We start from the raw sequence: 20008 nt of genomic DNA on the forward strand, positions 1-20008 counted from the left end.
GGGCATGCATTCTAGGAACACACGATCGGTAACAATCCAAAAGAACAATAAAACGGCGAAAAGCCATACAACAAAAAGGAACAGGGGAATGAGTGATTATAAGACCTATCTCGCCAATCAGGTCATGCTGGGCAAGATGAACCGCCGCGAATTTATCGGCCGCACCGTGGCTGCGGGTGTTGCGCTGTCCAGCGCCAGCACCTTGTTTGCCTCCAGCGCTGAGGCACAGGAGCCCAAGCGTGGCGGCCATCTGAAGCTTGGCCTCGAAGGCGGCGCAGCCACCGACAGCAAGGACCCGGGCAAGAACCTATCGCAGGTCACCTTCGTGACCAGCCATAACTGGGGCGACCTTCTCGTCGAATCCGACCCCTTCACTGGCGCGCCCGTACCGTCGCTTGCCGAATCCTGGGAACCATCGAAGGATGCCGTCACCTGGACCTTCAAGATCCGCAGCGGCGTCAAGTTCCACAACGGCAAGGATCTGACTGTCGATGACGTGGTCGCGACGCTGAAGCGGCATTCCGACGAAAAATCAGAATCCGGCGCTCTTGGCGTCATGAAGTCGATCAAGGAAATCAAGGCCGACGGCGGCAATCTGGTGGTGACCCTGAACGAAGGCAACGCCGACATGCCGTTGCTGCTCAGCGCCTATCACCTGGTCATCCAGCCAAACGGCGGTATCGACGATCCGGAAGCCGCCATCGGCACCGGCCCTTACAAGATGACCAGCTGGGAGCCGGGCGTCCGGGCGACCTTCGAAAAATTCCCGGAATATTGGCGTACCGATCGCGGTTTCGTCGATTCCGTCGAAATCATCGTCATGAACGACGCAACCGCCCGTATGGCAGCCCTGTCGTCCGGCCAGGTGCACTTCATCAACCGCGTCGACCCGAAGACGGTCGGCATGCTGAAGCGCGCACCGAATGTCGAAATCCTCTCGACCTCGGGCCGTGGCCATTACGTCTTCATCATGCATTGCAACACTGCGCCGTTCGATAACAACGATCTGCGCCTGGCGTTGAAATACGCGATGGACCGCGAAACGATGGTCGACAAGATCCTCGGCGGCTACGGCAAGGTCGGCAACGACTTCCCGATCAACTCCACCTACGCCCTCTTCCCGGACAGCATCGAACAGCGCGCCTATGATCCCGACAAGGCGGCCTTCCACTACAAGAAATCCGGCCATGACGGCACGGTTCTCTTGCGCACATCGGACGTCGCCTTCCCGGGTGCCGTCGATGCTGCCGTCCTCTACCAGGAAAGCGCTAAGAAGGCCGGCATCAACATCGAGGTCAAGCGCGAGCCAGGTGATGGCTACTGGACCAACGTCTGGAACGTACAGCCGTTCTCGACCTCCTACTGGGGTGGCCGTCCGACACAGGACCTGATGTATTCCACCGCCTATCTGTCGACGGCGGACTGGAACGATACCCGGTTCAAGCGTCCTGATTTCGACAAGGTGCTGCTCGAAGCCCGCTCCGAGTTGGACGACGGCAAGCGCAAGGAACTCTACACGGCAATGGCGACGATGGTCCGCGACGAAGGCGGCGTCATCCTGCCGATGTTCAACGACTTCGTGAACGCCAGCACCAAGCAGGTGAAGGGCTACGTCAAGGATGTCGGCAACGACATGTCGAACGGCTTCGTCGCAACCCGCGTCTGGCTCGACGCCTGATGGCGGGCGGACCGGTCAAGGGTCCGGCGCAGACAACAGGTCCTGTTGTGGGAGGCGAAAGCCTCTCGCAACCGGCACCCGTTTCCGGAACGATGGTGACGCCCCCCACTGGGGTCGTTACCGGCACGTTCTGGCGCCGTTTCACCCTTCGCCGCCCCTTGGCGGCGCTCATCGTCCAGCGGCTGGCTCTCAGCGTTGGTCTCCTTTTTGCCGTATCGCTGATGATCTTCGGCGGCGTCGAAGCGCTGCCCGGCGACTTCGCCACCACCTATCTCGGTCAGTCGGCAACGCCGCAAGCGGTCGAAAACATCCGCAAGGACCTCGGCCTCGACCGCCCGGTGACGGAGCGTTATGTCAGCTGGCTTGGCAACGCGTTGCAGGGTGATTTCGGAAAATCCTGGGCGAGCCGGAATTCCGTCAGCGAGCAAATCGGCAAGCGGCTTGGGAACTCGCTGTTCCTCGCCTTCTTCGCGGCGATCATCTCGGTTCCGCTGGCGGTCGGGCTTGGCATGCTTGCCGTGCAATATCGAAACCGGTTGCCGGACAAGATCATCAACGTCGTCTCTCTGGCGGCCATCTCGCTGCCCGAATTCTTCGTCGGCTATCTGCTGATCCTGTTCTTTGCCGTTCAGATGGGGGTCGCGACCTTCCCGGCCACCGTCTATGACGGCATGAGTTTTGGCGAACGGCTGTCGGCCATCGCGCTGCCGGTTGCAACGCTGGTCCTGGTTGTTCTCGCCCATATGATGCGCATGACCCGCGCCGCCATCCTCAACGTCATGGCATCTGCCTATGTCGAGACTGCGGAACTCAAAGGGCTCAGCGCTTTCCGTATTATTGCCCGGCACGCCGCTCCCAACGCCGTTGCCCCGGTCATCAATGTCATCGCGCTCAACCTCGCCTATCTCGTGGTCGGCGTCGTCGTCGTGGAAGTGGTGTTCGTCTATCCGGGCATGGGCCAGTACATGGTCGATGCGGTCACGGTGCGCGACATGCCGGTAGTGCAGGCCTGCGGCCTGATATTTGCCGCCTTCTACATTTTCCTCAACATGGCTGCGGATATTCTCGCCATCCTCGCCAATCCGAGATTGAGGCATCCACGATGAGACTAAGCTCCATTCCCCTCAGCGCCTGGGTCGGTCTCATCGGCATCGCCCTCGCCCTGTTCTGCGCCATCTTTGCGCCGTGGATCGCGCCGTTCGGCGAACGCGATGTCGTCGGTGATATCTGGCTTCCCATGGGCGGCGACTTCCTGCTCGGCACCGACAATCTTGGCCGGGACCTTCTGTCCCGCCTGATCTTCGGGGCGAGAACTACGATCTTCGTTGCCCTTGCCGCAACCGTCATCTCCTTCTCGCTCGGCATGCTTCTGTCGTTCACGGCGGCCGTCACCGGCGGCCTGATCGATCAGCTGTTCTCGCGTTTCAACGATCTGATGATGGCGATCCCGACGCTGATCTTTGCGCTGGTCGTGCTGGCCGTGCTGCCGCAGCAGCTGTGGATCCTCATTCTGGTCATGGCCATCCTCGACAGTACCCGCGTCTTCCGCATCGGTCGTGCCGTGGCGCTGGATGTGGCGGTCATGGAGTTTGTCGAGGCAGCACGTCTGCGCGGCGAAGGCACCCGCTGGATCATCTTTCGGGAAATCCTGCCGAACACACTGTCGCCGCTTCTGGCCGAATTCGGCCTGCGTTTCGCCTTCTCGATCCTGTTCCTGTCCACCCTCTCCTTCCTCGGTCTCGGCATCCAGCCGCCGGCCGCAGACTGGGGCGGCATGGTCAAGGACAACAAGGACGGCATCATCTTCGGCATCTCGGCGGCCCTTGTGCCGGGCGGTGCCATTGCCGGCCTTGCCATCTGCGTCAACCTCGTCGTCGACTGGCTGATGAAGCGTACCTCGAGCCTCAAGGGAGGGCGCGGCGATGCCTGAATCTATGCCGAACAACAGTCTTCTGTCTGTCAGAAATCTGAAGATCGAAGCGACGAGCTACCCACCGGGTGAGCCGCCCAAAACGGTCACCCTGGTGGAAAACGTTTCCTTCGACGTCCAGAAGGGCAAGGTGCTCGGCCTGATCGGCGAAAGCGGTGCAGGCAAATCAACGATTGGCCTCTCTGCCCTCGCCTATGGCCGCGGCGGCGCTGCGATCACCGGCGGTCAGGTCCTGCTCAAAGGCAAGGATATCCTGACGCTTGGCCGCGACGGTGTCCGCACCATCCGCGGCTGCAAGGTCTGCTATGTCGCCCAGTCGGCGGCGGCCGCCTTCAATCCGGCCCACAAGCTTGGCGAACAGGTGATCGAAGCGGCGCTGCGCCACAAGATCATGACCCGGCCGGAAGCGGAAAAACGGGCTTTGTATCTGTTTCAGGTGCTCGGCCTGCCCAATCCGGAAACGTTTGGCGACCGCTATCCGCACCAGGTCTCCGGCGGCCAGCTGCAACGCGCCATGACCGCCATGGCGCTCTGCCCCAATCCGGAACTGATCGTCTTCGATGAGCCGACGACTGCGCTCGACGTCACCACGCAGATTGACGTGCTGGCGGCGATCAAGCATGCGATCGAGGAGACGCATACCGCGGCCCTCTACATCACCCACGACCTTGCCGTCGTTGCCCAGATTTCCGACGACATCATGGTGCTGCGCCATGGCAAGACCGTCGAATACGGCACGACCAAGCAGATCATCGAAGCGCCGAACGAGGACTATACGCGAGCGCTGGTCAGCGTTCGCCAGGCGCGGCGCGAAGAAGCCAAAGACCAGAGCAACACGCTGCTTAAAATCGACCATATCAGCGCCGGTTACGCCAATGGCTTTAAAGTGCTGCACGACGTCTCCATGCATCTGCCAAAGGGCCAGACGCTGGCGATCGTCGGCGAAAGCGGTTCCGGAAAATCGACGCTCGCCCGTGTCATCACCGGGCTCCTGCCGCCCTCGGAAGGCACGATCACCTTTGACGGCAAGGTGCTGCCGAAGGCGCTGAGCGGACGAAGCAAGGAAGAGCTGCGCCGCGTGCAGATGATCTATCAGATGGCCGATACGGCGATGAACCCGCGCCAGACAGTGCGCGATATCATCGGCCGTCCAATCTCCTTCTACTACGGCCTGCATGGGGCGAAGAAGACGGAGCGGGTCAAGCAGTTGCTCGACCAGATCGAGATGGGCGACCGCTTTCTCGACCGTTATCCGGCCGAATTGTCGGGCGGCCAGAAGCAACGTGTGGCGATTGCACGGGCGCTGGCGGCAAAGCCCGAACTGATCCTTTGCGATGAGCCGACCTCCGCGCTCGACCCGCTGGTGGCCGAAGGCATCCTGAATCTGCTTCTGAGACTTCAGGAGGAAACCGCTGTTTCCTATGTCTTTATCACCCACGACATCGCCATCGTCCGCGCCATCGCCGACTCGGTCGCCGTCATGCATCGCGGCAAGCTGGTGCGTTTCGGACCAAAATCGAAAGTGCTCACACCACCGTTCGACGACTATACCGATTTGCTGCTGAAATCGGTTCCGGAGATGGAAATCGGCTGGCTGGAAAAAGTTCTGACCACCCGGCGAATGGAAAGCGCCGGTAACTGACGATAGGAAAACGGCCTTCCCTTCACGCATCTACTGAAGGGAAGGAATGCCGCCAGCTAACTATTTGGTGGTGCAGTTGACATCGCCCAGCCGCTGCATGGGCTGGTCGTTTGCGGTGACCGTCGTTTCGCCCTTGGTGGCGCAATCGGCCTTTTCCGAAGATCCCGAACGCACCCGAACCAGCGGCTGCCCTTCGATCATGATACCCGGAACGATTTCATAGAGATCGGCCGGGCAATTGACGACATCCGACAGCCTGAGTGCCGGCGCACCGCCAATGAAGACGCTCGACGCGCCGGACAGCGCGCAACCGGCCAGCGGTGAAGACGCAGCGTCATCGGCGAAAACCGGCGGGGCGGAAACGCCGATCAGCATCAATCCAGCAACGATAACCTTCAACATCACAACATCCTCCCGGCTTGTGCCGCTCCAATCCTATGACAAAGCGGACAGCGGCGCGACGACTGCTCAAAAATTTTCCGGAACGGACAGGATGCCGGATGATGGTGCATCAAGATAGCTGCGCACGGTTGCCGGCAATTGCCGCGAATTTTCCGGCAGCACGCCGCAGCGCGACAGAACCTGACGCTTGTCCGGATCGGTGCCGAGATGCCGCCAGATGACGCGCGAGGCATAGGGCAGATTTTCCTTGCGCCAGGAGACGCCCATGGTGACGCCGCGCAGATAGACCCGCTGGTGCACCTCGAACGGGATCAGGATCGTCTGCGACATCATCGGCTGGCGGCTGACGCTGCGCTCGGTGATGAAAATGCGGTTTCGCAGGAAAGCTGCAAGCCCGACATATTTCGAGTACTGCCGGATTTCATGGGCCGCATCGCGGATACGTTCGATCGACTTGACATGAACGGAGCCGTTTTCCTCCAGAAGCCGGGCACAGGAACAGACGATAAGCCCAGGCCACGACGGCGAGAGATGGTAGGTCTGATAATAGCCCAGATGCCGGCGAAGCGACAGCAGATCGCCCGGCAGCCCTTCCAGAAGCAGTCCGCCATCGACCCTGCGCTGATCCGGGCGCGTCATGCGTGTTTGAAATACGGACGGAGCAAGGGAAAAGTCATGGGAACCAACCCCGAAAAACGCGGCGATGCGGCCAAGGTTGTGCGCCGACGGCCGGGCTTCGCCGGAAATATAGCGGTTGAATTGCTGACGATTGATGCCGATGTCCCGGCAAATCTGCGAAATCGATGGCCGCGTGGCGCAGGCAAAGCGCAGATTTTCCGTAAAAGTCTGATTGTCGGACACGGACAGTTTCCTTCGCAATTTTCCATAGCGTAAAGTAGCGTCAATCAGCGTCAAGTCGCGAAATTGTGCCCATCGCTTTTACCGCTACGTTTCCTGATGAAAAATAGCGATAAAGGGAACAGCGAATGCGCGATTTCACCCAGAAGCCCGACAGCCTGATTGCCAGCAGCGACGTCAATCGACGAACCTTCCTCGGCGGGACGGTAGCGCTCGGGCTGGCAGCCGGTTTCTCCGGCACATTGATCGCCGGCAAGGCCCGCGCGGAAGAACCCAAGCGCGGCGGCCATCTCAAGCTTGGCCTCAAGGGCGGCGCCACGACCGACTCACTCGATCCGGCCACCTATAGCGGTTCCGTGCTCTTCACCATCGGCCATCTCTGGGGCGACACGCTGGTCGAGTCCGATCCGGCGACGGGCGCAGCCGTGCCTTCGCTTGCCGAATCCTGGACCCCATCGCCGGATGCCTCGGTCTGGACATTCAAGCTGCGCAGCGGCGTGACGTTCCACGATGGCAGCCCGCTGACCATGGCCGACGTCATCGCTACCCTGAAGCGCCATGCCGACGAAGGCTCCAAGTCCGGCGCGCTCGGCCTGATGCGCTCGATCAAGACGATCGAGGACAAGGGCGGCGAGCTCGTCCTGACGTTGACCGAAGGCAATGCCGACCTGCCGCTGATCCTGACCGACTACCACCTGATCATCCAGCCGGGCGGCGGCGTCAGCAATCCCACCTCGACGATCGGCACCGGCCCCTACAAGCTTGCAAGCTATGAAGCCGGCCTGCGCTCCACTTTTGAGAAGAACACCGCCGACTGGCGCTCGGATCGCGGTTTCGTCGATAGTGTCGAGATCATCGTGATGAACGACAACACGGCACGGGTCGCGGCACTCGCTTCCGGCCAGGTGCATTTCATCAACAATATCGATCCGAAGACGGTCCCGATGCTGAAGCGCGCGCCAAAAGTCGAGATCCTGAAAACTGCAGGCAAGGGTTTCTACAGCTTCCTGATGCACTGCGACACTGCGCCCTTCGACAATAACGACCTCCGGCTGGCGCTGAAATACGCCATCGACCGCCAGGCCATTCTCGACCGCATCCTCGGCGGCTACGGCAAGATCGGCAACGACTATCCAGTCAACGAGAACTATGCGCTTGCGCCCGAAGGTATTGAACAGCGCGCCTATGACCCGGACAAGGCAGCCTTTCACTACAAGAAATCCGGCCACGACCGGCCGATCCCGTTGCGCACTTCCGACGCTGCCTTTGCCGGCGCCGTCGATGCAGCCGTGCTGTTTCAGGAAAGCGCTGCCAAGGCCGGCATTCAGATCGAGGTCCAGCGCGAGCCCGAAGACGGCTACTGGACCAACGTCTGGAACGTCCAGCCGTTCTGCGCCTCCTACTGGGGCGGCCGCCCGACGCAGGATTCACGCTATTCGACATCCTATCTGTCGACGGCTGAATGGAACGATACCCGCTTCAAGCGCGACGATTTCGACAAGATCCTGCTCCAGGCACGCTCCGAGCTCGACGAAACCAAGCGCAAGGACCTCTATCGCACCATGGCGCTGACGGTTCGGGACGAAGGCGGCCTCATCCTGCCGGTCTTCAACGACTATGTGAACGCCGCTTCGACATCGCTGAAGGGCTTTATCCACGATATCGGCAATGACCTTTCGAACGGCTACGTGGCAAGCCGCGTCTGGTTCGACAATTGAGTGGAATGACACAGATGGATAGCATGTCCAAACGCAGCTTTACCCTGATCGAGAACGAGTGGATCATTCTCGCCGACGGCACCCGGCTCTCCGCCCGCATCTGGATGCCGGATGGCGCCGATGCCAGCCCCGTTCCGGCGGTGCTCGAATACCTGCCCTATCGCAAGCGCGGCGGTACCAACGCCCGTGACGAGTCCACCTATCCGGTCTTTGCGGTAGCCGGCATTGCCGGTGTGCGCGTCGATATCCGCGGCTCCGGCGAAAGCGACGGCGTCATCGATGGCGAGTACACCCCGCGCGAACTCAGCGACGGCTGTGAGCTAATCGCCTGGATCGCCGCCCAACCCTGGTCGAACGGCAATGTCGGCATGATGGGCATTTCCTGGGGTGGATTCAACTGCCTGCAGGTCGCGGCCCTGAAGCCGCCGGCGCTGAAAGCCGTGATCTCGATCGCCTCCACCGTCGATCGCTACAACGATGACATCCACTACAAGAACGGCACGCACCTTTCGGCACAACTCTCCTGGGCGGCGACCATGCTGGCCTACCAGTCACGTTCGCCCGATCCGGCGCTGGTCGGCGACAAGTGGAAGGACATGTGGCTGGAGCGGCTGGAGAACGAGCCCTATTTCATGGAGGAATGGCTCCAGCACCAGCGCCGGGACGCCTTCTGGGAGCACGGCTCGATCTGCGAGGATTTCGATGGTTTCCCGGTGCCGGCCATGGTCATTGCCGGCTGGGCCGACGGCTACCGCAACACGCCGATGAAGGCAGCTGAAGGTCTGGGCGACAAGGTGAAAGCCCTGATCGGTCCCTGGGTACACAAATATCCGCATTTTGCCTGGCCGAAACCACGCGCCGATTTCCATGGCGAGGCGATCGCCTGGTGGAACCACTGGCTACGCGACGAGGAAACCGGCGTCGAGACACTGCCGCAGATGCGCGCCTTCATCCTCGACGGCCCGAAACCCGCACTGCGCCGCAATGTCGAGCCCGGTTTCTGGGTGGCCAAGGACGAATGGCGTTCCCCGGAAATGCAGACCTTCTATATCGATCAGTTCGGTAGCCTTAATGACGGTATGCCGATTGCCGGCGCCCATGATCACAACGCCTATCTGAAATCGCCGCTCGACACCGGCACGGCCTCCGGCGAATGGTTCACCCTGAAACCCGACGCCGAAATGGCCGGCGACCAGCGCATCGATGATGCCGGTTCGCTGACTTTCGAAACGGCGCCGTTGACTGAGGCCGTCGATTATCTCGGCCAACCAGTGCTAACGGTCGAGCTTTCCTGCGATGCCGATTTGGCCAATCTCATTGCCCGCGTCGTCGATATCCATCCCGACGGCAGCGCCACCCGCGTCACCTTCGGCGTGCTGAACCTTGCCCACCGCGATGGCAACGCTGAACCGAAACCGATGGAACACGGCAAGAAAACCAGGGTAGCGCTGGTGCTCGACGCCTGCGGCTATCGTTTTGGCGTGGGCCACCGTATCCGGCTGTCGCTCTCAACCGCCTATTGGCCGTTGGTACTGCCCGCCCCGTCCGATCCCGGCCTGACGCTGGATCTCGCCTCGCTGGGGCTGGCTTTGCCAAAGCTCGGCGAACATCAGCTCATCACCATGCCGGAGCCTGCCAATCCCGATCCACTGCCGACGTATATCGAGCGCACGGCCGGCAGTACCAGCCGCCGGGTGGAGCGCGATCTGACGACGGGCCAGACGCACTACCATATATATGAGGATGGCGGGCTGACCGAGCATCCGGACAGTGGCCTCGCCACCCAGGATATCCGCGACGAAACCTGGACGATCGCCATGGACGACCCCTTGTCGATGACCGGTGTTTCGACGTGGACCTGCATCGCCAGCCGCGAAAACTGGTCGGTCAAGACCGTTTCCGTTTCGCGGATCGCCTGCACGGCAACCCAATGGCTGACCTCGGCCTCGGTGACCGCTTTCGAAGGGGAGAGGCAGATCTTCGAAAAAACCTTCGACGAAACGCGCGTGCCCCGCGACTTCATGTGAGAACGGGGGTGGCCTCTGCCAGGGCCACAAGTGCCCGTTCCGCATCGTCTGCAGGCACGAAAATGTGGTCGTGGTGATAGGCCGCGACCACATTGGCGCTGATGCCATGCCGCGTCAACGCCACCGCAACCGCCGCCGTCAGCCCGACAGCCTCAAGCGCGGAATGCACCGTCAGCGTGATGCAGCGCATTACCGGACCATAGGTTAGTCCGGCCTTGTCGGCATCGGCCTTTTCGACAATCAGGGTCAGCCCCTCGTCCTCGCGAAAGAAGCCCAGCGGCTTCAGCGAAAGCCATTCATCCGCATCTGCCGGAACGCTGCAATAGACATAGTCGCCCGGCCGCAAGTCCGGCCGCATCTCGCGCAACAGCGTTTTGAGATCGGTAATGCCGCTCATTTCTCTCCCCCTGCCTTAATCCTGCTGGATCACACCGACGTGTATCCGGCTCGGAGGCTTGTCACTTTGGCGTTACGCACGCATTTGCGATTTGACCAGCCTGCCTCTGTTGGCCACTGTTTGCTCATAAAGCAAGGGCGCATGTCGCTGCAATCGGTAGCGGGTGCCTGTACCAAAGCCATCGAAGGAGGATTACCATGCCGCAGCTCGGAAAAGACAGGATTTCGAACGCAACCAAACGCCCGCTCATTTTCGGGCTTGCCGGTGTGACGGCCATTGCCGCTGCGGTGTTTTCAATGTCCTCGACCTTCAGCAACGCCGCCGAAGAGGCCGTGGTCATTCCGCCGCCGGCCATCGATGAGGCAGCAACCACAACCACGGAGAAAGCCGTATTCGCCGGCGGCTGCTTCTGGGGTGTGCAGGGTGTCTTCCAGCATGTGAAGGGCGTCAAGAACGCCGTCTCCGGCTATTCCGGCGGCGCCAAGGATACCGCCATCTACGAAACCGTCAGCGGCGGCGATACGGGCCATGCCGAGGCCGTCGAAGTCACCTATAACCCGAAGATGGTCACCTACGGCCAGTTGCTGCAGATCTATTTCTCGGTGGCGCACAACCCGACCCAGCTGAACTATCAGGGGCCGGATCACGGCACGCAATATCGCTCGGAAATCTTCACGACCAACGGCGAGCAAAAGAAGATCGCGCAAAGCTATATCGCCCAGCTCGACAAGGCAAAAATCTATGGCGATCCGGTCGTCACCAAGGTGTCCGACGTCACCACCTTCTATCCGGCTGAGGAATACCACCAGGATTTCCTGACGCTCAACCCGACCTACCCCTACATCGTCTACAACGACATGCCGAAGATCGAAAACCTCAAGGCGTTGTTCCCGACGGAGTTCAGCGCCACGCCGGTACTCGTCCTGAAAGCCAAGGGCTGATCAGAGCGTTTCAACCAGATCGCTGACACCCCGGCATAGCCGCGCAAAACCATCACGCGCGCCCTCGCTCATGTGACGGGCGCGCAGCCACGCATGGATCATCTGCGGCTCGTCGCGATAAGTGACATTAACACCCGCAGCGATCAGCCGCTGAGCATAGAGAGCGGCATCATCGCGCAGCGGGTCGAAATGCGCGGCGGTGACGTAGGCGGGCGGCAGATCGGAAAAATCGACTGTCTTCAAGGGGTGGGCAAACATATTGTCTGCCGGTGCTTTCAGGACATCCCGGTAGTAGGCGACATCGGCAGTCGTCAGGCCCGGCGCCTCGGCCATCTCAGCATAAGAGCCCGAGACAAGATCGCCGCCCAGCCCCGGATAGATCAGCACCTGCCCAACAATACCGTCAATTGCTTCTGCCTTGGCCTTCAGCACCATTCCCGCCGCCAGATTACCGCCAGCGCTGTCACCCGCAACAACCAGCGGCCGCCCATCGGTAAGCAGCCATTGCAGCACCTCGAAACAATCATCAAACGCTGCCGGCCAGACATGTTCCGGTGCCAGCCGGTAATCGATGGACACCAGCTCGGCCTTTGCCGCATGCGCAATCTCGGCGCAGATGGCATCATGGCTATCAAGCGAACCGACGACAAAACCACCGCCGTGAATGTAGAAAATCCGCGTTTGCGTCGCGACTTCTGCTGGCTGATACCGGCGAACGGAAACCCGTCCGCCAACAATCTCATCGCGCCGCGTCAGCCCTTCCGGCGACGGTGCGTCGAATTCTGCGCACAGCGCGTCATACCATGCGCGCTGTTGCTGGATGGAGGCATCGACGGCATCTGCAGGATAGAAATCCTGACAGCGCTTGTGGAAGGCGAGAATCCCGGGTTCGGCGGGGATTGCACGTGTCACGATAACCACCATAAATGGCAAACTGTCGGTCAACAGATAAGCGCCGGCTTCACGTTTGTATGCAAGGGGTTATCTGTGAAAAAAATGTGGAAGCAGTGGCGCAAAATTGCACTTTCTCTTACCGCTGTTCTGGTCATTCTTCCTCTTCTGCTCGGTACGATAGCGGTCACCGGGGGCATTTCGTATCTAGCGCGCCCGTTTGGTTTTCAGGGGTTCTCATTGCCAACCGGCGCGATGTATCCAACCCTGTGGGTTGGAGATTACATGATTTCCGACAATTCCGCATATGGGGACAGAAGCCCCTTCTCAGCCGGAAGTGACGGGAGGGCGCAACTGCAAATAAAGCCTCTACAGGGGGATGTAGTCGTGCTTCTTCACCCCAATGACAATTTCATCATGACCAGCCGCATCATAGGCATGCCCGGTGATCGTGTGCGCATGACAAGCGGACGGCTTTATCTGAATGGTGAGATCGTACCGCGTACCGCCCAGGAGCCATTTCAGACGCACGACGAGTTTGCCGGACAGTTCCCAGCCTACATCGAAACGCTTCCCAGCGGCCTCACCCACGGAATTCTCGAGGTTTCCGATGATGGGAGAGGAGACAATATGGAAGAAGTAGTCGTACCCCAGGAAAGCTATTTCCTGATGGGCGACAACCGTGACAACAGCAATGACAGCCGGTTCGATCTCGGTTTTGTGCCCGAGGATTATATCATCGGTAAGGCCAGCCTCGTGCTTTTCAACAGGCATGCTCTGACGCGCCGACAATGGATCGAATGAACAAGTCTAGCGCAGTGGAGCCAGTTGCTGCCGACAGATTCTCCGTCTAACCATGCTGCATGGCCTTCACGCTCCGTCAGCTCCAGTATTTTATCGCCGTTGCCGAGCAGGGTTCCGTTACCCGGGCGGCGCAGAACCTGTCGATTTCGCAGTCCTCGATCACCGAAGCCGTCAAGGAGCTGGAAAACGATCTTGGCGTCGAGCTGTTCGAGCGCCATCCCCGCGGGCTGCATATCACCCATAACGGCCACCAGTTCCTGCGTCATGCCACCAAGATTCTGGCCGGCGTTTCCGATGCCCGTCGGTCGTTTTCGCAAGAGCGGGAAGAGCGCACCGGCGGCAAGCTCAATCTCGGCGTCACCTCGCTGGTCGCCGGTTACGTGCTATCCGATCTGCTCGCCCGCTACCGCCGCGCCTGCCCCGGCGTCGAGGTCAGCGCCATCGAGGATAACGGCTCCTATCTCGAACATCTTCTGGTCGGTGGTGAACTCGATGTTGCCGTCATGGTCATCTCCAACCTGCGTGACCGCATGGCGCTGCAGGCGGAAATCATCGAGACCTCGCCCTACCGGCTCTGGCTGCCGCTCGGCCATCCGCTGGTCTCGGCCGATATTATCTCGGTTGCCGATATCGCCAAGGAGCCGCTGATCATGCTGACGGTGGATGAAATCGAAGAAAATACCGGCAAGCTTTTGACGGCGCTCGGCGCCCGCCCGCATGTGGCGTTTCGCACACGCTCTGTAGAAGCTGTGCGCAGCCTCGTCGCCACCGGCGCCGGCATTGCGCTGCTGCCCGATCTCGTCTACCGCCCCTGGTCTCTGGAAGGCGACCGCATCGAAAGCCGCGATGTCTCGGGCGCCCTGCCCGTCGTCCAGGTTGGAATGGTCTGGCGCAAAGGCTCCGGCCTGCCGCAATCAGCCAGGGATTTTATCGGCGTGGCCGAGGCGCTGAGGAGTGGGCGCCCGCGATAAAAATCGACCTATATCGGAAAAACCGATAGCGCCATTCTGATTAATGAATTTGCGAAAGCGGCGAAATGGAGGCACCTTTCATTTTGGGAACAAGACCGAAAATTCGGACACCAAAACGGGAGAATGAAGATGAAGCAGATTCTGAAATCCTGCACCGCGCTCACCCTTTCGCTTAGCTTCGCCACCCATGCTTTCGCCACTGAGCCCTTGAAGGAGCTCGGCAAGGGCGAAGGGGAATTGTCGATCGTCGCCTGGGCCGGCTATATCGAGCGGGGCGAGACCGACAAGGCCTATGACTGGGTCACCGGCTTCGAAAAACAGACCGGCTGCAAGGTCAGCGTCAAGACGGCTGCAACCTCCGACGAAATGGTCGCCCTGATGAACGAAGGCGGTTTCGACCTCGTCACTGCGTCCGGCGACGCCTCGTTGCGGCTGGTGGCCGGCAAGCGCGTCCAGCCAATCAACACCGACCTGATCCCGAGCTTCAAGACCGTCGACGAGCGCATGCAGTCGTCGCCCTGGTACACCGTCAACGGCGTACATTACGGCGTTCCCTATGTCTGGGGCCCGAACGTCCTGATGTACAATACCGAAGCCTTCAAGGGTGAGGCGCCAAAGAGCTGGGATGTCGTTTTCAAGGAAATGACCCTGCCGGATGGCAAGTCCAACAAGGGCCGCGTCCAGGCCTATGACGGCCCGATCCATGTGGCCGATGCCGCCAACTACCTGATGTTTCACAACAAGGAACTCGGCATCAAGGACCCCTACGAGCTCAACGAAGACCAGTACAAGGCAGCGCTCGACGTTTTGCGCGTCCAGCGCACGCTGGCCAGCCGCTACTGGCATGACGCGATGATCCAGATCGACGACTTCAAGAACGAAGGCGTCGTTGCATCCGGCTCCTGGCCGTTCCAGGTCAACCTGCTGCAGTCCGAAAAGCAGCCGATCGCCTCGACCATTCCGGAAGAAGGCGTCACCGGCTGGGCCGACACGACCATGCTGCACGCCGAAAGCGCCCATCCGAATTGCGCCTACATGTGGATGGAACATTCGCTGTCGCCCAAGGTGCAAGGCGATGTCTCCGCCTGGTTCGGTGCCAACCCGTCTGTCGGGGCGGCCTGCAAGGGCAATGAACTTCTGACCGACGGCGGTTGCAAGGCCAATGGTTATGACGATTTCGCCAAGGTGAAGTTCTGGAAGACACCGACCTCGAAATGCGCCAGCGAAACTGAGTGCGTCCCCTATCACCGCTGGGTCTCCGACTATATCGGCGTCATCGGCGGGCGGTAACGGCGCGCGGATCTGATCTCCCCCCTTGTGGGGGAGATGTCAGCAAAGCTGACAGAGGGGGGTAGCCAACCCCAGCCTCGGAATTACCCCCCTCTGTCCCTCCGGGACATCTCCCCCACAAGGGGGGGAGATTATAACAACCTCCTTCGCTCCTTCACGAAAGGAACGATGACGCTTGCCCACGGAGTACCCCATGACCGCCGCTGTCCTGTTCGAAAACGTCTCGCGCCATTTCGGTGCCGTCAAAGCCGTCGATGCGGTCGACCTTGAAATCGCAGCGGGCGAGTTCTTTGCCATGCTCGGCCCGTCCGGTTCCGGCAAGACCACCTGCCTGCGCCTGATGGCCGGCTTCGAGCAGCCGACCGGCGGCCATATCGAGATCTTTGGCGAGACAGCCGAGGGCGTTCCGCCCTATCGCCGCAGCGTCAACACGGTGTTTCAGGACTATGCCCTCTTCCCGCATCTCTCCATCCTCGACAATGTCGCCTATGGCCTGATGGTCAAAGGCGTCGGCAAGGAGGAACGCCGCAAGGCTGCCGAAGACGCGCTCGCCATGGTCAAGCTGCCCGGCTACGGCCAGCGCCGCCCGGGCCAGCTGTCCGGCGGCCAGCGCCAGCGCGTGGCGCTCGCCCGCGCCCTCGTCAACAAGCCCAAGGTGCTTTTGCTTGACGAGCCACTCGGTGCGCTGGACTTGAAATTGCGCGAACAGATGCAGGAGGAACTGAAAACCCTGCAGAAATCACTCGGCATCACCTTCGTCTTCGTCACCCACGACCAGGGCGAGGCCCTGTCGATGGCCGACCGGATCGCCGTCTTCAACGATGGCAAGATCCAGCAACTCGGCACGCCGGAAGATATCTACAAGCGGCCGCAGACCCGCTTTGTCGCCGATTTCGTCGGCTCCTCGAATGTGCTTTCCAGCGCCATTTGCGCCCGGCTCGGCGTTCCGGCAAAAGCCGCCAGCCTGCGCCCGGAAGCCATTGCCATCGGCACCTCTTGGGCTGAACAGCTGAGCCTTCCCGGCACCGTCACCGCCCGCAGCTTCTTGGGCGCGACCAACCGCGTCAGCGTCGATTGCAGCGGCGAGAAGATCATCGTTGCCAGCCCCGCCGCCATGCCGGTGCCCGATATCGGTGCCGAGGTGCAGCTGGCGTTTTCGCGCAACGACCTTCATCTGATGGAGGAAGCATGAGCGCGCTCGTCACTCCCGCGACAATCCTGCCGAACAGGCCAAGCCTGACAGGACGGCTGTCGGACTTCCTGTGGAAACACCCGCACGTTCTCTTAGTGATCCTGCTCGGTCCGCCGGTCCTCTGGCTCGGCATCATCTATCTCGGCTCGCTGTTTGCGCTGCTGCTGCAGAGCTTCTTTTCGATCGACGATTTCTCCGGCCTGATCAATTACGAGTTCACGTTTGCGACCTACAAGCAGCTGCTTTCGGACGCCAATTTTGACATCATCGTCCGCACCGTGACAATGGCAGCCGTGGTGACGATCTTCTCGGCGCTGATCGCCTTCCCGATCGCTTATTACGCGGCGCGCTATGCCAAGGGAAAATGGAAGGCCGTGTTCTATCTCGGCATCATGCTGCCGCTCTGGTCGAGCTACCTCGTCAAGATCTATGCCTGGAAGCTGATCCTTGCCAAGGAAGGCATCCTCACCTGGGCCTTCACCAAGCTTCACCTGCTCTGGCTGCTCGACGCCTGGCTGTCGCTTCCGGTCATCGGCGGCAATTCGCTCTCGGTCAGCTATACCGGCACCTTCCTCGTCTTCGTCTATGTCTGGATGCCCTTCATGATCCTGCCGATCCAGGCAGCGCTGGAGCGCGTGCCCGGCAACCTCATCGAGGCCTCGTCCGATCTCGGCGGCACGCCGCAGCAGACGTTTCGCCACGTGTTGTTTCCGCTGGCGCTGCCCGGCATCGTCGCTGGCTCGATCTTCACGTTTTCGCTAACGCTCGGCGATTACATCATCCCCCAGATCGTCGGCTCGTCGCGGCTGTTCATCGGCCAGGCCGTCTATGCGCAGCAGGGCACCGCCGGCAATATCCCGCTCGCCGCCGCCTTCACCGTCGTGCCGATCGTCATCATGGGCCTCTATCTCTGGATGGCCAAACGTTTGGGAGCCTTCGATGCGCTCTGACCGCTCCGCCTCCGCTCCGCTCGGCCTGAAGATCGCCGCCATCGGTGGCCTCGCCTTCCTGCATATCCCGATCCTGTTGATCTTCCTCTATGCCTTCACCACAGAAGAAAAGAGCTACCAGTTCCCGCCACCCGGGCTGACGCTGCAATGGTTCGCGGTCACCTGGAACCGGCCGGACGTCTGGGCAGCGCTCACACTGTCGGTTAAGGTCGCGACCATTGCCACGGCCATCGCATTGGTGCTCGGCACGCTCTGCGCCGCCGCCGTCAGCCAGACACGTTTCTTCGGCCGCGAAACCATCTCGCTGCTGGTCATCCTGCCGATTGCGCTTCCCGGCATCATCACCGGCATCGCGTTGCGCTCGGCCTTCTCGTTTGCCGATATCCCCTTCTCGTTCTGGACCATCGTGCTCGGCCACGCGACCTTCTGCATCGTCGTCGTCTACAACAATGCCGTTGCCCGCTTCCGCCGGGTGTCCGGCTCGCTGATCGAAGCCTCGATGGATCTCGGCGCCGACGGGTTCCAGACCTTCCGCCACATCATCCTGCCGAATATCGGCACCGCACTTCTGGCCGGCGGCATGCTCGCCTTCGCCTTGTCCTTCGACGAGGTGATCGTCACCACGTTTACCGGCGGCCAGCAATCAACGCTGCCGATCTGGATGCTTGAAGAACTCATCCGCCCGCGCCAGCGGCCGGTCACCAACGTTGTCGCCATGGTGGTGATGCTAGTCACCTTCCTGCCGATCCTGGCCGCCTATTACCTGACCCGCGACGGCGACCAGATCGCCGGCGCCGGCAAATAATCCCGCGTCTGTTCCTGAAAAGTGGACACCGGTTTTCCGGCAAGAACAGACGCCAGCAAACAAGGGAGAATAGACATGGACACGCAATTGCTGATCGGATCGGCATTCGAAGCCGGAACCGAGGCTGAAGAACTGATCCTCAATCCGCGCACCGGCGGCAAGATCATCGACCTGGCCGAAGCCTCACAATCGCAGATCGAGCGCGCCGTCGCGGCCGCCGAAAAGGCCTTCGACACCTGGTCGATGACGACACCGGGCGAGCGCTCCGGCTACCTCCTGAAGATCGCCGATGCGATCGAAAAGGATGCCGACGCCTTTGCAGCTCTTGAAGCCTTGAACTGCGGCAAGCCGATCAATGCCGTGCGCAATGACGAACTGCCTGCCATCGTCGATTGCTGGCGCTTTTTCGCCGGCGCCATCCGCACGCTGCATGCGCCTGTTGGCGGCGAATATCTGCCCGGCCACACCTCGATGATCCGCCGCGATCCCGTTGGCATCATCGGCTCGATCGCGCCGTGGAACTATCCGCTGATGATGATGGCGTGGAAACTGGCGCCTGCGATTGCCGGCGGCAACACTGTCGTCTTCAAGCCATCGGAACAGACGCCGCTAACGGCACTGAAGATGGCACGCCTGCTGGCTGACATTCTGCCGGAAGGCGTCGTTAACGTCATTCTCGGCCGCGGCGACACGGTCGGCAATACGCTGATCAACCATCCGAAGACCGGCATGGTGTCGATCACCGGCGATATCGCCACCGGCAAGAAAGTGCTGCAGGCGGCCGCCAAAACCGTCAAGCGCACCCATCTCGAACTCGGCGGCAAGGCACCTGTGATCGTCTATGACGACGCAGACCTCGAAGCCGTGGTCAACGGCATCCGGACCTTCGGTTATTACAATGCCGGTCAGGATTGCACCGCCGCCTGCCGCATCTATGCACAGGATGGCATCTACGAAAAGCTGGTCGCCGACCTCACCTCTGCCGTCTCGACGATCAAGTACAATCTCGCCGACGACACCGAAAACGAAATCGGCCCGCTGATCTCAAAACGCCAGCGCGACCGCGTGGCCAGCTTCGTCGAGCGCGCCACCGAGCAGAAGCACATAGAGATCACCACCGGCGGCAATCTCGGCAGCAAGGACGGTTTCTTCTTCCAGCCGACCGTTGTTGCAGGTGCCACGCAGGAGGACGAGATCGTCCGCCGCGAAGTGTTTGGGCCTGTCGTCTCGGTCACCCGCTTCACCGAAAACGACCAGGCCGTGAAGTGGGCCAACGATAGCGATTACGGCCTCGCCTCATCCGTCTGGACCAAGGACATCTCCAAGGCGATGAAAGCGGCATCGCGCCTGCAATATGGCTGCACCTGGATCAACACCCACTTCATGCTGACCAATGAAATGCCCCATGGCGGCGTCAAGCAATCCGGCTACGGCAAGGACATGTCGATCTATGCGCTGGAGGACTACACCGCTGTCAGGCATGTGATGATCAACCACGGATAAGCACTCACC

Annotated in this window: 18 protein-coding genes; 14 read left to right on the forward strand and 4 right to left on the reverse strand. The window is 60.7% G+C overall.

Annotated features, from left to right (window positions below; genetic code table 11):
• Positions 1–88: 88 nt before the first annotated feature.
• The 4 genes from ACQY8Q_RS25880 to ACQY8Q_RS25895 all read left to right on the forward strand — a co-directional run bounded on the left by ACQY8Q_RS25880 (position 89) and on the right by ACQY8Q_RS25895 (position 5250).
• Complete coding sequence (locus ACQY8Q_RS25880; protein WP_428429374.1) at positions 89–1678, forward strand: ABC transporter substrate-binding protein; 1590 nt, start codon at positions 89–91, stop codon at positions 1676–1678.
• Positions 1679–1770: 92 nt separating this feature from the next.
• Positions 1771–2784 (forward strand): ABC transporter permease, encoded by a 1014-nt coding sequence (locus ACQY8Q_RS25885; protein ID WP_428429878.1) that lies wholly within the window; start codon positions 1771–1773, stop codon positions 2782–2784.
• A complete protein-coding gene (locus ACQY8Q_RS25890) occupies positions 2781–3608 on the forward strand; it encodes an ABC transporter permease (protein WP_113549704.1) in 828 nt (275 codons plus the stop codon). The genes ACQY8Q_RS25885 and ACQY8Q_RS25890 overlap by 4 nt, the downstream gene beginning before the upstream one ends.
• A complete protein-coding gene (locus tag ACQY8Q_RS25895) occupies positions 3601–5250 on the forward strand; it encodes an ABC transporter ATP-binding protein (RefSeq protein WP_428429375.1) in 1650 nt (549 codons plus the stop codon). The genes ACQY8Q_RS25890 and ACQY8Q_RS25895 overlap by 8 nt, the downstream gene beginning before the upstream one ends.
• 60 nt (positions 5251–5310) lie before the next feature.
• Here the strand turns inward: ACQY8Q_RS25895 and ACQY8Q_RS25900 are convergent, their stop codons facing one another.
• Together ACQY8Q_RS25900 and ACQY8Q_RS25905 are read right to left on the reverse strand one after the other, a co-directional pair.
• Positions 5311–5652: a hypothetical protein gene (locus ACQY8Q_RS25900; RefSeq protein WP_428429376.1), complete on the reverse strand. Its 342-nt coding sequence runs from the start codon at positions 5650–5652 to the stop codon at positions 5311–5313.
• 66 nt (positions 5653–5718) lie between these two features.
• Positions 5719–6513: a helix-turn-helix domain-containing protein gene (locus tag ACQY8Q_RS25905; protein WP_428429377.1), complete on the reverse strand. Its 795-nt coding sequence runs from the start codon at positions 6511–6513 to the stop codon at positions 5719–5721.
• A 125-nt stretch (positions 6514–6638) separates the two neighbouring features.
• On the opposite strand from ACQY8Q_RS25905, the gene ACQY8Q_RS25910 reads away from it, so the two are divergent.
• Together ACQY8Q_RS25910 and ACQY8Q_RS25915 are read left to right on the forward strand one after the other, a co-directional pair.
• Positions 6639–8228 (forward strand): ABC transporter substrate-binding protein, encoded by a 1590-nt coding sequence (locus ACQY8Q_RS25910; protein WP_428429378.1) that lies wholly within the window; start codon positions 6639–6641, stop codon positions 8226–8228.
• A gap of 23 nt (positions 8229–8251) precedes the next feature.
• Positions 8252–10255, forward strand: a complete 2004-nt coding sequence (locus tag ACQY8Q_RS25915; RefSeq protein WP_428429879.1) for a CocE/NonD family hydrolase — start codon at positions 8252–8254, stop codon at positions 10253–10255.
• Here the strand turns inward: ACQY8Q_RS25915 and ACQY8Q_RS25920 are convergent.
• The gene (locus ACQY8Q_RS25920) at positions 10248–10652 is read right to left on the reverse strand and encodes an ACT domain-containing protein (protein WP_428429379.1); all 405 of its coding nucleotides are present in this window, start codon (positions 10650–10652) and stop codon (positions 10248–10250) included. The two genes, ACQY8Q_RS25915 and ACQY8Q_RS25920, sit on opposite strands and share 8 nt — an antisense overlap.
• A 296-nt stretch (positions 10653–10948) precedes the next feature.
• Between ACQY8Q_RS25920 and msrA the strand changes: the two genes are divergently transcribed.
• A complete protein-coding gene (gene msrA, locus ACQY8Q_RS25925) occupies positions 10949–11593 on the forward strand; it encodes a peptide-methionine (S)-S-oxide reductase MsrA (RefSeq protein WP_428429880.1) in 645 nt (214 codons plus the stop codon).
• Here msrA and ACQY8Q_RS25930 read toward each other — a convergent pair whose 3' ends face one another.
• Complete coding sequence (locus tag ACQY8Q_RS25930; protein WP_428429380.1) at positions 11594–12505, reverse strand: alpha/beta hydrolase; 912 nt, start codon at positions 12503–12505, stop codon at positions 11594–11596.
• 84 nt (positions 12506–12589) lie between these two features.
• Between ACQY8Q_RS25930 and lepB the strand changes: the two genes are divergently transcribed.
• From lepB to ACQY8Q_RS25965, 7 genes are all read left to right on the forward strand, one after another.
• Positions 12590–13288: a signal peptidase I gene (gene lepB / locus ACQY8Q_RS25935; RefSeq protein ID WP_428429881.1), complete on the forward strand. Its 699-nt coding sequence runs from the start codon at positions 12590–12592 to the stop codon at positions 13286–13288.
• A gap of 59 nt (positions 13289–13347) precedes the next feature.
• Positions 13348–14259, forward strand: coding sequence for a LysR family transcriptional regulator (locus tag ACQY8Q_RS25940; RefSeq protein ID WP_428429381.1), 912 nt, complete (start codon positions 13348–13350; stop codon positions 14257–14259).
• Positions 14260–14388: 129 nt separating this feature from the next.
• Positions 14389–15549, forward strand: a complete 1161-nt coding sequence (locus tag ACQY8Q_RS25945) for an ABC transporter substrate-binding protein (protein ID WP_428429382.1) — start codon at positions 14389–14391, stop codon at positions 15547–15549.
• 193 nt (positions 15550–15742) lie between these two features.
• Positions 15743–16741, forward strand: coding sequence for an ABC transporter ATP-binding protein (locus ACQY8Q_RS25950; protein ID WP_428429384.1), 999 nt, complete (start codon positions 15743–15745; stop codon positions 16739–16741).
• Positions 16738–17691, forward strand: coding sequence for an ABC transporter permease (locus ACQY8Q_RS25955; RefSeq protein ID WP_428429385.1), 954 nt, complete (start codon positions 16738–16740; stop codon positions 17689–17691). Before ACQY8Q_RS25950 ends, ACQY8Q_RS25955 begins: the two co-directional genes overlap by 4 nt.
• Entirely contained in the window at positions 17681–18496 is an 816-nt protein-coding gene (locus ACQY8Q_RS25960; RefSeq protein WP_113313210.1) for an ABC transporter permease, read from the forward strand. Before ACQY8Q_RS25955 ends, ACQY8Q_RS25960 begins: the two co-directional genes overlap by 11 nt.
• Positions 18497–18571: 75 nt before the next feature.
• Positions 18572–19999, forward strand: a complete 1428-nt coding sequence (locus ACQY8Q_RS25965; protein ID WP_428429386.1) for a gamma-aminobutyraldehyde dehydrogenase — start codon at positions 18572–18574, stop codon at positions 19997–19999.
• Positions 20000–20008 lie beyond the last annotated feature (9 nt).

Source organism: Pararhizobium sp. (genome assembly GCF_965279435.1).
In the GTDB taxonomy this organism is placed as follows: Bacteria; Pseudomonadota; Alphaproteobacteria; order Rhizobiales; family Rhizobiaceae; genus Pararhizobium.